Below are 13,216 nucleotides of genomic sequence, written 5' to 3'. Positions count from 1 at the left end.
GTCACAACGATTCCGCAACCGCTGTGACGAGTGCACTGTCGTCGAGAGAGTCATACTCCTCCGGGAGCGTGAGCCGCAGTCGGGGCCGCCCAACGTCGATCGGTACTTTCTCTGTGCGGATCAGTTCGGCATTTTCGAGGCGGCTTTTCGCCCGCGAGAAGGTCGCTTTGCTCGCAACACCGACATCCTCGCCCCACCGCGAGATGTCATACAGCAGTACGTCGTTTCGTGCGGCGGCGAGAAGCGACGTGACAACCTCGTCGACCTTGTCCATCGCGCCAATTGATTCGGCCGCTGTGAGAATTGAAATAAAGTCGTCGTGACACTGCTCGCTGATATCCTCAATGAGCGCCTCTTCGACGGCCGAAAGGGGTGGCGTCCGCAGTGAGACGGCTGCAGTCCCCTCCAGCGTCGTCCGGTAGGTCGTATTAATCGCGTTAATGAACGATTCGTCATCCGCTGCAAGCGCAGCCACCTGATCACCGGCCGAGACGATCGCGTAGACGCCATCCGGCCAGACGAGAAGTGAGTTGTCCGCGGGCACAGACAGCGATGACAGCGAGAGCGCCCCGTCGTCGACCAAATCGGCCATGCGGCTCGCGGCGAGAAAGTCGTCGGTAACTAATTTGAGCACTCGCTCAGAAACGAGCACAGCCACCGGCGGTAGGGTCCGATCGGCTGTTGTGACTACATCGACAATTGCTCGAAGCATCTGTTCGGATGGCGCGACTGCGATCACGTCTGTCTCAGCAGTTGCGAGTGCCGACTGCATCACCGCCTGCACCGAGTCGTCAAGTAAATTCGCACACATTATATGTTGAAACAAGAGACAATGTATACTTAATTTTTCTCATCTCACAATAAATATAGTCTGGGAGACGACTCAATGCCGAAACACGACGATTTCGGTAGGCTGTCGGAGGATACAAAACCGTGACCCGTCGTTTTCCGGAAACTGTACCGCTTGGTTCGCCGTCATGAGGAGCCGACGAAACGCCGTTCCACAGACCGGACAGGACAGCCCATCGCGGTTTTCAAACAGCTTTGTGTCGCCGCTGTCGCGGAGCTGTTTGAGTTCGTGTCTGTGATCGTGGATCTCGAACGTGTCGGTCATACACATATTGATGAATCCGGAGACAAAAGCGTTGCAAACGCGACTCCAGGCGATCGCTCAGCTCAGTTCGTCGAGGCGATCACGAGCATCTATGAGCCGTTTGTCACTCTCCTGTTGTCCTTCACGGGCGGCCGCTCCGAGCGACCGGGCAACAGCGACCAGTGCTTTCGCTTCGTCGCTTTCGATCGCTCCGTTGAGTGCTTCGGCACGCTTGACTCGATCACGAAGCGCCGAGAGCGTGCGCTCTGCTTCGGGGTAGGGATATTCGTCGAACCACGATCGGAGGTCACGGTGGTACGCGCCGACCGCATCGGCGACGCCTGCCCCGCGAGCTCCGAGGAGCGCCTCCGGCGGCTCTGTATCGGCGAGTCGGTCGCCGGTAGCGACCGTGCGGAGTAGATCGAGAATGTACAACCGCTCACGGTCGGATGGATCTCGTTGTCGTGTGAAGATGTCGACCGCGTGTAGGAGCTCTCGCGCGCCAAGGTACTGCTCGTCAAGCTCTTGGAGCTCGCCGCCGCGAATGAACCCACGCTTTCTGGTGTACTCGCGCAGGCGATCTGACAGCTCCTCGTGACACTCTTTAATCTGGACATCGTCCTCGGCAAGCTGTGCGACGATCGGCGTCAGATCGAGTGTGGCAGGCGTGTCGGTGTGCAGCGTTCGAGTGTCGTCTGTGCCCACACTTTTGAGACTCCCACACCCCGGACAGGCGACGCTGCCGGTGTCGTAATATGACCACGACTCTCCGCAGGATTGACACTCGCGCTTGCCACGGATTTTCATGTGTCTCTCTTGTTCACGCTAATAAAAGGCTTCACTGGAACTGTTTTACAGCCTCGAGATCCCGCTCAGTCCGCATGAATTCTGTCAATCGTCGCGTTGCGTGACACGCTGGACAGGAGAAGTTCTTCCGAACCGCTGGCAGCTCAGTCGGGGTTTCCTGCCACTCTTTCCCACATTCAGGGCACAACAGCCGTACAAACGCTTCAACCATACGCCGTGAGTGAGAACCCCCGTGGAGTAAAATCTTGTGTAGTGATGACACACTACAGATTTCCGTCCTAGTTGAACACGCCGGTGTGATCGATCTCGAGCAGTTCTTTGTATCGGTTCCGGATCGTCACCTCAGAGATGTCGGCGACGTCGCCGACCTGGCTTTGGGTGACCTTCTCGTTAGACAAAAGCGCTGCAGCATAGACCGCCGCAGCCGCAAGTCCAACCGGAGACTTCCCGCTCGTGAGTCCGGTGTCTTTTGCCCCGCGGAGGAGCTTTCGGGCTTCTCGTTCGACCTCGTCGGACAGCTCGAGTCGCGAAACGAATCGTGGGACGTAGCTCTCTGGGTCGGCCGGCTGAATCTCCAGTTTCAGCTCTCGAACGATGTAGCGATACGTCCGAGTAAGTTCCATCTTGTCGACGCGCGACACGGCGGTGAACTCATCGAGGCTGCGCGGATTGCCTGCCTGACGGGCTGCTGCGTACAGCGCCGCGGTGGCAACGCCCTCGATCGATCGGCCGGGCAAGAGGTTCTCACCCAGCGCGCGACGGTAGATCACCGACGCGGTCTCACGGACTGTCTTGGGGAGCCCCAGTGCGGAGGCCATGCGATCGATCTCGCCGAGGGCCTGTTTGAGGTTGCGCTCTTTCGAATCGCGGGTGCGGAACCGCTCGTTCCACGTGCGAAGTCGCTGCATCTGCTGGCGCTGTCTCGACGAGAGTGACTTGCCGTAGGCGTCTTTGTTCTGCCAGCCGATGTTGGTCGACAGGCCCTTGTCGTGCATCATCTTCGTCGTCGGTGCACCGACCCGTGACTTCGAGTCTCGCTCGGCGCTGTCGAACGCACGCCACTCGGGGCCGCGATCGACGGCGTCGTCTTCGACGACGAGTCCACAGTCACTGCAGACGGTCTCGCCGTGTTCTTCGTCGGTCAACAGCTGGCCGCTGCATTCGGGGCAGACGGTACTCGATTCTCGTTGCGATCGCGAGGTCTCCGATTCGTCCTCGCGGGTGTACGTTCGTATGGTGGATTCGCTTTCGCTCATAGTTGTCTTTTGGACATCCCACGGAGAGGAGAAAACAGACGATCGCGGGGATTTGTCCTTACAATAAGTAATGCGCCTAAACTATTTAAATCTACTTACTGTTAGGAATCACAAAACACACATACGTCGTCGGTATTGCTGAATTTGATACCCAGACCGAACCGCAACGTTCGACACATCGTTCGATAATAAACGTGACGGTTAGAACCGACCCACACTGCGTGCGCTATTGGATCAAAATTGGGCCCATGGTCGTGTCGATCGCCGCGGGGGAAAGAAAATTGTACTCTCCGACGAAAGTACGGGCAATGCGCGACTGGCTGACCCACCGCGCTCGATCGACGCCCGACGCGAGCGCGATCGTGGCCGCAGATGGCGATAAAGCGTGGACGTACGCTGGGCTCGATCGGGCGGTTGAGGAGGCTGCAGGACGGCTCCGGGCGCTGGGCGTTCGTTCCGGCGATCACGTCGCGTTGCTCCTCGAACCGTCGGTCACCATGGTCGGATTATTTCACGCGAGTATGCGAATCGGCGCGGTTGTTGTCCCGCTCGGTACGCGGCTTACTCCTCGTGAATTACACGAACGTCTCGAGCGGAGCGATGCGATGATCCTCATCTGCAGTGAGGAAACCGAATCGGTGGCGATCGAAGCAGCTGGAGACATTCCTGTGACAACGACCGGGGACCCACAGTGGGAGAGTGTTGCATGTCTGCCCGAGATCGATCCCGAAGCGGGTGACGATTACGAGTGGTCCCGAAAAGACACCCAGCTCTTGTTGTCGACATCTGGATCAACGGGAGCGCCGAAGCTCGTTCCAATCACGATGGGAAACCTCCTTGCCAGCGCAGTAGCTTCGGGGTTCAAACTCGGCATTGATCCCGATGACCGTTGGCTCGTCACGCTCCCGCTTTCGCACATGGGTGGTATCGCACCGCTGTTTAGATCGGTCCTGTACGGAACAACGGTAGTTATCCGACCGTCCTTCGATCCAGGTGGTGCGGCCGACGATATCGATCGCTACGGGATCACTGTTGTGTCACTTGTTCCGACGATGTTGACTGAAATGCTTGACAGCCGTGGTACGCTCTCTGAATCCCTGCGAGCGGTGTTACTCGGCGGTGCGCCCGCCTCGGCGAAGCTCATCGATCGCTGTCGGAACTACTCGATTCCAGTCTATCCGACATACGGCATGACCGAAACATCCTCACAGATCGCAACTGCAACCCCTGAACAGGCGTTTGAGCGGCCTGACACTGTCGGGCAACCACTCATGTGGACAGACGTGACAATTGTCAGTGACGATGGCACAGTCGCCGAGCCCGGAACGCCCGGAGAAATCCACGTTTCTGGCCCGACTGTTACGCCCGGATACTACGGCGAAGCTGTCCCCGGAGCATTTTCCGATTATGGCCTCCGAACTGGTGATATCGGCTACGTCGATGACACGGGCTACTTATTCGTCTCAAACCGGATCGACGATCGGATCATTACCGGCGGGGAAAACGTCGATCCCGGCGAAGTAGCCGAAGTACTGTGCGCTGAACCGAAAATCGAGGACGCAGCAGTTGTCGGCATCGACGACGAAACGTGGGGCCAACGGGTCGCCGCCCTTGTTGTGAGAAACGACGACTCGTTGACTGCCGAAGCGGTGGATTCCTACTGTCGCGAGCGGCTCGCCGGCTACAAGATCCCGCGATTTCTGGTGTTTGCCACCGAAATTCCACGGACCGTGTCAGGAACGATCGACCGGGAGGCGGTCCGCGATCGACTTGCAGCATTCGCCGATCGTGCCCGTGAGGCACACGGCATTCCCGACGCCGAAACCGAGGACGTACTCGTGCCCGAAGATCTCATTGCCGGGGACGAACACCCTGAGTCGAGAGACCAGGAAACCAATCCGCAATCTCAGCCAGATGACAAAAAAGCGTCGTAAATAAATCGTAAACTGGTTGTTTGTGATTCCATCGATGTTTTGCCTCCTGCCTCCTGAAATGAGGTATGGAGCTACTTGATGACAGCATCGTCCCGGAACACGCACGAGCGATCAAGGCGGACGCACGCACGTTCGCGAACGAGCATATCGCCCCGAACGCTGAAGCGTACTACGACAACGGCGAGTATCCCTGGGAAGTGCTTGAGGCGGGGATGGACGCCGGGTTGATCGCTCAAGATATCGGTGAGGAGTACGGCGGCAAAGGGCTCGATTTGACCCAAATTTTGGCGATCGCCGAGGAGTTCTACCGCGCAGACGCCGGGATCGCCCTGACGCTGCAGCTCGCCAGCTTCGGCTGTGAGCTGGTCGAAACGTACGGCAGCGACGAACAGAAAGAACAGTACCTCCGGCCGGTTGCCGAGAACGAACAAATCTCGGGACTTGCGGTATCAGAGCCAGAGACTGGATCGGACCTGGCCGGCATGGACACGACCGCCGAGAAAGTCGAGGGAGGCTACGAGATTACGGGCGAGAAGTACTGGGTTGGCAACGCGGTCGAGGCCGACTGGCTCACCCTCTACGCGAAGACCGGCGACAGCGAGGATCGCTACAGCAACTATTCGATGTTTATTGTCGAAACCGACTCCGAAGGATACGAGGCCGAACACATCCCCGAGAAGATCGGCATGCGCGCCTCGAAACAGGGCCACATTGTCCTAGACGAGTGTTTTGTCCCCGAGGAGAACTTGGTCGGCACGGAGGGTGGGGGCTTCTACATGCTTGCGGACTTTTTCAACCACGGGCGGATAATCGTCGGCGGCCACGGGCTCGGACTCGCCGCTGCGGCGATCGAAGAGGCCGAGGCGTTTGTCGCCGAGCGCGAGGCGTTTGGCCGATCGATCTCTGAGTTTCAGGCAGTGCAACACTCGATCGCCGACATGCGATTGGAGTTCGAATCTGCTCGTGCGCTCACCTGGCGTGCGGCCGAGAAGGTTGCAAACGGTGAGAACGCCGGCTACTGGGCCGCGCTGGCGAAGACGAAGGCCACCGAGGTGGCAACTGACTGCGCCGAGCGTGGGATGCAACTGCACGGCGGCCGATCGATCCTCAACGAGCGCCGGATCTCACGAGTGTACCGCGACGTGCGGATCCCGGTGATCTACGAGGGCGCAAACGAGGTCCAGCGAAACCTAATCTACCGGCAGAGTCGGTAAAAAAATCCATCGGCGGTATTCATCGCCCAGCCGCACCAGCAGCGGCCGTCTGGCGGAATCGAACTATGAGCACGATCAGAAAACTCGCGCTCATGACAACCAACACGGTGACCACGCTGTCGCTCAGCGCTGGGTAGACACCGAAGCGCGTCGTCGGTTCAATTGCTAACGCAACACTGATCGTCAAGAGCACGGCAACGGCGTAGGTCAACACAGAGTCCATGACGGTGCCTCGAGCGGCCGTCGTGACGCGGACATAGTAGGCGAAGGACACGCCGTAGCTGGCGAAGGCAATGGCACCGATGACCTGCACGAAGTCTGTAACCCACACGAATCCAGTGCTGACGAGCACGGCAAGTTCGAGGAGAATGACGAGCATAAATGCGGTCTCGATTCGTCTGGCGGTCGCAAGCGAGATCCACTCATCGTGTCGATCGGCTGCCGCCGACTCGAAGTACAGTTCGCGGATTGACAGCGACAACAAAATCACAAAAAACAGCCCCACTGCCCCGGTGAGCGCTGCCCACAGCGTCGATCGTGGAGATAGCAACGACGCGATCGCCACGAACCCAAACACACCCCCGACACCGGTCGCGACGGCGAGATATCGCCACACCAGCCGATCGCTCTCGAAGCGTTCGGCGGTTGTCCAAGCGTAGTAGGAAGTCACAAAGCACGAAAGAGCCAGTAAGACCCATCCAATAAACCGGGCCAGTAACCCTGAGGCGGGTGCAACGGCACTCACAGGCCAACCTCCGAGCGAACAGCGGCGAGTTCCCGGCGAAACGCCTCGACAGTTTCGTACCGATCGAGCTTCGACGACGCCAAACAGGTCTGGAGAATCGGATCGAGTGCTTCTGGTACCGCATGATGAACCCCACTCGGTGGCGGTGGCTGGCGGCCAATCACCTCAGTCACGGCTGTCGGGCCCGTTGACTGATACGGGGCGCGTCCGGTGAATAGCCGGTAGGCGAGTGCACCTAACTGGTACACGTCGGTCAGTGCATCGACGCGACCGAACCGATCGGGGGCGATCTGCTCGGGAGCGGCGTACTTTACTGGATGTCCAATTGCCGTCGCGACATCCACATCGTACAGTCGCAGACAGCCCCAGTCCATCACAAACGGGTAATTCCAGGGGTCTCCGGTTTTGGACACACCGAAGCTTACGCCGAATCCTACCGAGGACGGGGACAAACAGCCGTGGACAAGGCCTTGGCCGTGGGCGTACCGGAGGGCATCGCTAACCCGCTCAACTATCCAGTAGGCTTCCCGTGGTGGAACGGGGCCGCGACGATCCGCAACGGTCCCGCCGTCGATGTACTGGTGGGCAATCCACCCACCGGGAGCGATCCCCCACCCAACAACAGAGACGGCTGCTGGGTGAGTGCCCACGCTGTCCCAGTCCGACAGTTCCTCGGCAATTCGGCGGGTATCAGTTGGCGACAGACGGTTTCTAAGACGTTTGAGCGTGACTGGATACTGACGTCCCTCTGCCTGATATTTGGCTTTCATCGCCTCAATCGGTCCCTGTGATAGCATCGGTCCCTCAACGACAAACTCGCTGTAGCGGAGCGATCGTGGCGGTGGTGGTTCCGGTGGCGATTTTGGTGGTTGATCGCCGGTGGCCGCCACCGATCGCGATCGATCTTTCGGGTCATCAGGGTCGTCTGGATCTACCTCGTCATCGGATTCGTTTGCGGTCTCCTCAGCGCGGTGTGACATGTGCTTGCGCCCAAGTTGCGATTGGTGGTCACCGACGACCGACGCTGGACCACGGTCGGTGTCGCGGTAGATCCGCACAATCTGGGGGGCAAGTTCGACAGCCTGCTCGCGATCGACGTTCGCGAGCGACAGCACTTTTTCCACCACGTCTGGCCGGTGTTCGGCTATATACGCGATCGTTCGGATTGCGTCGGTTTCTGCAATTTCAGACTCGACACTCCGCGCCAGCCGTCGAATATTTGAATCGACAAGGGCCGGATTATGCTCGACAGCCAGTCCGATTGCCCACGACGCGCTCAGACGAGCCTTTGGATCACGGCTTCGCAGTAGTCTAATCAGCCGACGAGTCTCGGGTTGGCCGTACGACTCTGGCCGATTGATCGCATCGGCCAAAAGTTCCTCGGCCGTCCGGGTGTCCGAACTCCGATCCATCGCTTGGGTACGCTTCAGGAGGCGTGCACAAATAGCGTACGGTTGAAAGAATCACAAATGATACTGTGTGCCCAGCGGTGTCATTAACACGCTCGATTGCGTACACACCCCATGAGCACGAGAGTCACGCTCGTCGATCGCGGCCGGGTCCGCGCCGACATGGGATACGTACTGAGCGGCTACACAATGGGCGGTGCAGCGGAGCCGAATCCCGACCACGAAATCGGCGACTTCGTCGTCTGGGCCGCCGTGATCGAAACTGACAGCCAGACCGTGCTCGTTGACACTGGCCCGCCATCGAACGCCGAATCGTACTGGCCCGATCCGTTATACGATGCCTTTGAGGCGTACGACGCGGCCGATCGATTCCTCCAGTCGGATCTGGACGCGGTCGGATATGCGATCGATGACATCGACGCTGTCGTGATGACGCATCTACATCTGGACCACGCCGGCGAGCTGTCGGTCTTCGAGGGAACTGACGTTCCGATCTACGTCCACGAGGACGAACTGCCGTTCGCATTCATGAGCGCACACACCAATGAGGGATCGATCGCCTACCTCGCCGCCGACTTCGATGGGGGATACAACTGGCAATTGGTCCACGGCGAGACCCACACGCTCGATCCGTCTGTACGACTGTTGCACCTCCCCGGCCACACGCCGGGGTTGATGGGGCTACAAGTATCTCTCCCTGACGAAGAAACGCTCCTTATCGCCGGCGACGAGGCGTACGTCGAGGCAAACTATACCGACGGCGTGCCGCTGGGACCAGGGCTGTTGTGGGATAGCTGCGCGTGGCGTACAAGTCGTGAGCGCCTCCGAGAGATCGATCGACAGACAGACGCGATGGTGTTGTACGGCCACGATCTGTCTGTGTTCCAATCGATCGACGCCGAGTTATCGTCCTAAGTCGGATTGACGCCGAATTGTCGTCTTAGGTCGGATCGACACAAAGTTGTCGTCGTAGAACTCTTCTACGGCAGTTCAGCGAAAACGCGGTGAACGCCGGAAAATCCGTTCGGCGGTGGTTTTAGGCCGTTCCACGGCGTATACGTTTATGTGAAAAAGAACGAACTGATGCACGTCCACGCGCTCTTGGTCCAGGTCGTCGAGGACCTCCTCGATCGCGGCGTGGTCGATCCCTCCCACTTCGACGCCTATCGCGAGCTTGAGGTGTCGCCGGTGGACTTCCGCGTCCGGCGCGATCGCCACGAGGAGGCGGTGTTACTTCTCGCATCGCTCGTCGTATCGGCGATCGATGAAGAGACGGACGAACGCGAGACAGTTAGCGCGCAGTAACAGAAGCAGCTCGAATCAGCGCTTTTCCGGACATAAAACGCTAAGCAGCTCCTCGATGACTACCCTGTATGCGACTGCAGGAGTTTTGGGGGGTTGGTCCGAAGACGGCCGAACAGCTCCGCGGCTCGATCGGTGAGGCCGAGGCAATAGCGGCGATCGAGGCCGGCTCCGTTCGGACGCTTACTGACGCGGGGATTCCGCGTGGCCGGGCAGTTCGGATTCTCCGGCGAGCAACCGGTGGCGAGGGGATGGCTGTGCTCGGCACTGCGGATACTCGACACGTATACGACGATCTGCTCACGCTTGCGAGCGAACACGCACTCACCGCGCATGCGGCAGATCGTATTCGCGTGCTGACGCCCCGATCGGAGCAAACCGCCCGCGAACAGCGGTTGGATCGTGTGCTCGCGGCGAAGACCGCATGGGCGGCGCTGTCCGCGAAGGATCGTGCGACGGTCATCGAGGCGTTCGACGCGTACGACGCAGCTGGGGGATCTGACCGTGCCGCCGTCGAGACCGCGATCGCGCTCGTGACTGTGGGATTATCCGGAGAGACGTTCGAGGTGCTCTCGTCGACCGACACTGAGACACTCGAGACGGCCGCGGCGGCGCTGGGCAAACTCAGAGAGACCGACGAGGGCGTCCGCGTCGAACCGGGGGCAGATGCCGAGCTCGATCGACTTCGCGAACAGTACGCCGCAGCCGAGTCGATTGAAAACGCGGCGTTCGACGTAATCGAGACGGTTCGATCTGAAGGTGCGCGAGACCTCGAATCGTTCAAAAATGGAGTCATTCGCCACGTCGCCGCCGAAACCGGGATTGACCGCGAACGAATCCGCAGCGCTGCCGCGGACGATCCCGCAGACGCTGCAGACTTTGTGAGTACCACACTTCGATCGCTAACAACTGAACTCGACGACGCTGTCGCCGATCGACGAGAGACAGTCGTCGGGGAGCTTCAGTCAACGATCGATGACGCCGCGGGCGACGTGGATGTCGTGATTGATGCGGTGTCAGACATCGCTTTTGAGCTTTCATTGGGCCGATTCGCCGTCGAATATGATCTCACACGGCCGACGTTCGTCGAGGACGGGCTCGCAGTGCGGCAGGCACGGAATCTGCTATTGGATGAGACGGTGCAGCCAGTGACGTATGGGGTCGGGACCCACTCGATCGACGACAATTCGTTGACACCGCCGTCCGGGGATCGGGTTGCGGTGTTGACTGGCGCGAACTCCGGGGGGAAGACGACGCTCTTAGAGACGCTGTGTCAGGTCGCGCTGCTCGCGTCGATGGGGCTTCCCGTCCCTGCAGCAGCCGCGGAGATCGGCCGCTTCGAGACGATCGTCTTTCACCGCAGACACGCCTCGTTCAACGCTGGCGTGCTCGAGTCGACCCTGAAGTCGATCGTGCCACCGCTGACGACTGACGGCAACACGCTCATGCTCGTCGACGAGTTCGAGGCGATCACCGAACCCGGCCGGGCCGCAGACCTGCTCAACGGCCTCGTCGAGCTCACTGTTGAAAAGGGCGCACTCGGCGTGTACGTCACGCATCTGGCCGAAGATCTCAGTCCGCTTCCGGACACCGCCAGAATCGACGGGATCTTCGCGGAAGGGCTCACCCAAGACCTTGAACTGCGGGTCGACTACCAGCCACGATTCGGGACCATTGGCAAATCGACGCCGGAGTTCATCGTCTCGCGGCTCGTCGCGAACGCGAGCGATCGGGCCGAACGCGCTGGCTTCGAGGCGTTTGCGGCCGCTGTCGGACAGGAGGCGGTCCAGCGAACGCTGTCTGACGTGCGCTGGAACGAGTGAGCTGTTGGATTCTTGAGTCCCAAGAACGCGCAGGGACGACTTATTACTCGGGCGACGCCAGCGACAAACTACAATTGGGTCTCTGTCAAATTTCTCAGAAGATCGGCGGAACCGCTTACTACATACAGAGGCTGTAGTCAGCACGGGAATCGAGTCATATTCGGAAATACACTATGTTTAATCAGCGAGAAATTCACGTCGTTTACGGCTGGCGAGGATGTTTCTCAACACGGTTACCAGTATTGAATAGCATAATTTCAAAATAGCAATCCATTATGTCGTCAGATTAGCATTGTTGATGGTCTTTGAATTAGACGTTCGAATACTGGACGAGTCTGTTCCCCGAACAAGATTGTTGGTAACAAGGCAGGGGCCATTCCCATCACGCTCATCAATGCCATACGTTGTATCCGACCGAGCGTGCAACTGATTGCCAGTGATAACGATATCACGCGCCCATGGGCCATCAGCAGTTGTCGCAATCTCAGCACTCGATTGTTTGTGTCGATTGTTTTCGTCAAATTGGTTGTTAGAAATAGTAATCGAATGACAGGCACGGAGGCTCACTCCGTACCCCCCGTTTGCACGGATAATATTGCTGTCGATAATGACGCATCTGCTGGTGTCGTCACCGTTTCCTACACGAATCCCATCTGCGTCATTTGCAACGAATAAATTCCCAGTAATCGCGACATTGTCTGCTTGGTTCTGAACGACGACACCAGCGGACCCGTTGCTTCGTGAAACATTGTTTGTCATAGTAATACTCACTCCTTCTTCATCGGTTGCGTTGAATCCGTGCCGATCGTTTCTTATTGATGTATTGTTCGAGAGAACTCCATCCTCAACAGCTGCAAAAGTAAATCCATCTAATCCATTATGCTCTGCGACACAATTCGTGATTGAGATTTGTTGAGACGGATCTTCTCCAGCTGCATGTGGATCAAACCCGTACCCAGGAAAATCATGAGCGTACACTCGCTCGACAGCCACCCGGCGGGCTCCCGATGTGTAGAACCCGTATTCCTGCCCTGTATTGTTGAGGTGCTTCCGATTTCCGTCGAGTTCGACGTCACTAATAACAACATTATTGTCCGCAACGCGGATCATTCCTGCAATGTCGAGATTTGCTTTCGAAGAAAATTTCAGGCTTGTACTGTACGCACCCTGCCCTCTGAGCCATGTATTGGCAGGGATCGCGATATTCCCATCAATATCATCTATTTGGCCTGGACCAATAATAACGGTACTAGGCGCATCGCCAACAGTCTCAAGCGCGTCGAGCAGACCTTGATACCCGTCAGCTGGATCAACATACTCGACACGGGTGTTTTTTTTCGTCTCTCCTTTTCCGTTTTGAGTCATGTAGTTGAGTTGGCCGGCACCACTAATAGCTACTATACCACTCATTAATCCTCGTCTACTTGTATTCGACACATTCTTTTTTTCAATAATACAGTTTATAAACTTTATTTCCAAAATACCATATATGATAATGTTCAGATGAGAAATTAACTGAAGTGAAACTCAATGACAGTCACTTAACCCATGACTTTCTCATAATGATGTTATTACTCTTCATAACGGTAGTTATTACAATACAAGTATAGCCCAACCTCCCTTTGTGAACTCC

13 protein-coding genes are annotated in these 13,216 nt (G+C 57.8%); 5 read left to right on the top strand and 8 right to left on the bottom strand.

The genetic code is table 11. From position 1 onward, the window contains the following. Nucleotide 1 precedes the first annotated feature (1 nt). From E5K03_RS09590 to E5K03_RS09570, 5 genes are all read right to left on the bottom strand, one after another. Nucleotides 2–811, bottom strand: a complete 810-nt coding sequence (locus E5K03_RS09590; RefSeq protein ID WP_138006630.1) for a transcriptional regulator TbsP domain-containing protein — start codon at nt 809–811, stop codon at nt 2–4. A gap of 72 nt (nt 812–883) precedes the next feature. Beyond that, complete coding sequence (locus E5K03_RS09585; protein WP_138006629.1) at nt 884–1,114, bottom strand: DUF7385 family protein; 231 nt, start codon at nt 1,112–1,114, stop codon at nt 884–886. Between the two features lie 57 nt (nt 1,115–1,171). After that, nucleotides 1,172–1,900 carry a DUF7117 family protein gene (locus E5K03_RS09580; RefSeq protein WP_138006628.1) on the bottom strand — a complete coding sequence of 243 codons (729 nt, stop codon included), beginning with the start codon at nt 1,898–1,900 and terminating at the stop codon, nt 1,172–1,174. Nucleotides 1,901–1,931: 31 nt separating this feature from the next. Further along, the gene (locus E5K03_RS09575; protein ID WP_138006627.1) at nt 1,932–2,111 is read right to left on the bottom strand and encodes a DUF7836 family putative zinc-binding protein; all 180 of its coding nucleotides are present in this window, start codon (nt 2,109–2,111) and stop codon (nt 1,932–1,934) included. 67 nt (nt 2,112–2,178) lie between these two features. After that, the gene (locus E5K03_RS09570) at nt 2,179–3,156 is read right to left on the bottom strand and encodes a transcription initiation factor IIB (RefSeq protein ID WP_138006626.1); all 978 of its coding nucleotides are present in this window, start codon (nt 3,154–3,156) and stop codon (nt 2,179–2,181) included. Nucleotides 3,157–3,464: 308 nt separating this feature from the next. Here E5K03_RS09570 and menE point away from each other — a divergent pair, with 308 nt between their 5' ends. Further along, nucleotides 3,465–5,090: an o-succinylbenzoate--CoA ligase gene (gene menE / locus E5K03_RS09565; RefSeq protein ID WP_138006625.1), complete on the top strand. Its 1,626-nt coding sequence runs from the start codon at nt 3,465–3,467 to the stop codon at nt 5,088–5,090. Nucleotides 5,091–5,155: 65 nt separating this feature from the next. Beyond that, nucleotides 5,156–6,304: an acyl-CoA dehydrogenase family protein gene (locus E5K03_RS09560; RefSeq protein ID WP_138006624.1), complete on the top strand. Its 1,149-nt coding sequence runs from the start codon at nt 5,156–5,158 to the stop codon at nt 6,302–6,304. Nucleotides 6,305–6,323: 19 nt separating this feature from the next. Here the strand turns inward: E5K03_RS09560 and E5K03_RS09555 are convergent, their stop codons facing one another. Together E5K03_RS09555 and E5K03_RS09550 are read right to left on the bottom strand one after the other, a co-directional pair. Beyond that, nucleotides 6,324–7,049: a hypothetical protein gene (locus E5K03_RS09555; RefSeq protein ID WP_138006623.1), complete on the bottom strand. Its 726-nt coding sequence runs from the start codon at nt 7,047–7,049 to the stop codon at nt 6,324–6,326. After that, nucleotides 7,046–8,461: a serine/threonine protein kinase gene (locus E5K03_RS09550; protein ID WP_138006622.1), complete on the bottom strand. Its 1,416-nt coding sequence runs from the start codon at nt 8,459–8,461 to the stop codon at nt 7,046–7,048. The genes E5K03_RS09555 and E5K03_RS09550 overlap by 4 nt, the downstream gene beginning before the upstream one ends. A 111-nt stretch (nt 8,462–8,572) precedes the next feature. Here E5K03_RS09550 and E5K03_RS09545 point away from each other — a divergent pair, with 111 nt between their 5' ends. From E5K03_RS09545 to E5K03_RS09535, 3 genes are all read left to right on the top strand, one after another. Continuing rightward, nucleotides 8,573–9,373 carry an N-acyl homoserine lactonase family protein gene (locus E5K03_RS09545; RefSeq protein WP_138006621.1) on the top strand — a complete coding sequence of 267 codons (801 nt, stop codon included), beginning with the start codon at nt 8,573–8,575 and terminating at the stop codon, nt 9,371–9,373. Nucleotides 9,374–9,523: 150 nt separating this feature from the next. Beyond that, entirely contained in the window at nt 9,524–9,763 is a 240-nt protein-coding gene (locus E5K03_RS09540) for a UPF0058 family protein (protein ID WP_138006620.1), read from the top strand. A 68-nt stretch (nt 9,764–9,831) separates the two neighbouring features. Then, complete coding sequence (locus tag E5K03_RS09535; RefSeq protein ID WP_138006619.1) at nt 9,832–11,583, top strand: DNA mismatch repair protein; 1,752 nt, start codon at nt 9,832–9,834, stop codon at nt 11,581–11,583. Between the two features lie 273 nt (nt 11,584–11,856). On the opposite strand, the gene E5K03_RS09530 is transcribed toward E5K03_RS09535, so the two are convergent. Then, nucleotides 11,857–12,993 (bottom strand): right-handed parallel beta-helix repeat-containing protein, encoded by a 1,137-nt coding sequence (locus E5K03_RS09530; protein WP_138006618.1) that lies wholly within the window; start codon nt 12,991–12,993, stop codon nt 11,857–11,859. Between the last annotated feature and the right edge of the window lie 223 nt (nt 12,994–13,216).

The organism is Halalkalirubrum salinum, assembly GCF_005543295.1.
GTDB lineage: Archaea > Halobacteriota > Halobacteria > Halobacteriales > Haloferacaceae > Halalkalirubrum > Halalkalirubrum salinum.
The sequence above is the reverse complement of the archived record's forward strand: the minus strand, read 5'-3'. Positions and strand labels throughout refer to the sequence as shown.

What these genes read in the sequence shown, in the direction of transcription:
- E5K03_RS09590 (WP_138006630.1), bottom strand. Translation starts at nt 811, where the DNA reads ATGTGTGCGAATTTACTTGACGACTCGGTGCAGGCGGTGATGCAGTCG.
- E5K03_RS09585 (WP_138006629.1), bottom strand. Translation starts at nt 1,114, where the DNA reads ATGACCGACACGTTCGAGATCCACGATCACAGACACGAACTCAAACAG.
- E5K03_RS09580 (WP_138006628.1), bottom strand. Translation starts at nt 1,900, where the DNA reads ATGAAAATCCGTGGCAAGCGCGAGTGTCAATCCTGCGGAGAGTCGTGG.
- E5K03_RS09575 (WP_138006627.1), bottom strand. Translation starts at nt 2,111, where the DNA reads ATGGTTGAAGCGTTTGTACGGCTGTTGTGCCCTGAATGTGGGAAAGAG.
- E5K03_RS09570 (WP_138006626.1), bottom strand. Translation starts at nt 3,156, where the DNA reads ATGAGCGAAAGCGAATCCACCATACGAACGTACACCCGCGAGGACGAA.
- menE (WP_138006625.1), top strand. Translation starts at nt 3,465, where the DNA reads ATGCGCGACTGGCTGACCCACCGCGCTCGATCGACGCCCGACGCGAGC.
- E5K03_RS09560 (WP_138006624.1), top strand. Translation starts at nt 5,156, where the DNA reads ATGGAGCTACTTGATGACAGCATCGTCCCGGAACACGCACGAGCGATC.
- E5K03_RS09550 (WP_138006622.1), bottom strand. Translation starts at nt 8,461, where the DNA reads ATGGATCGGAGTTCGGACACCCGGACGGCCGAGGAACTTTTGGCCGAT.
- E5K03_RS09545 (WP_138006621.1), top strand. Translation starts at nt 8,573, where the DNA reads ATGAGCACGAGAGTCACGCTCGTCGATCGCGGCCGGGTCCGCGCCGAC.
- E5K03_RS09535 (WP_138006619.1), top strand. Translation starts at nt 9,832, where the DNA reads ATGCGACTGCAGGAGTTTTGGGGGGTTGGTCCGAAGACGGCCGAACAG.
- E5K03_RS09530 (WP_138006618.1), bottom strand. Translation starts at nt 12,993, where the DNA reads ATGAGTGGTATAGTAGCTATTAGTGGTGCCGGCCAACTCAACTACATG.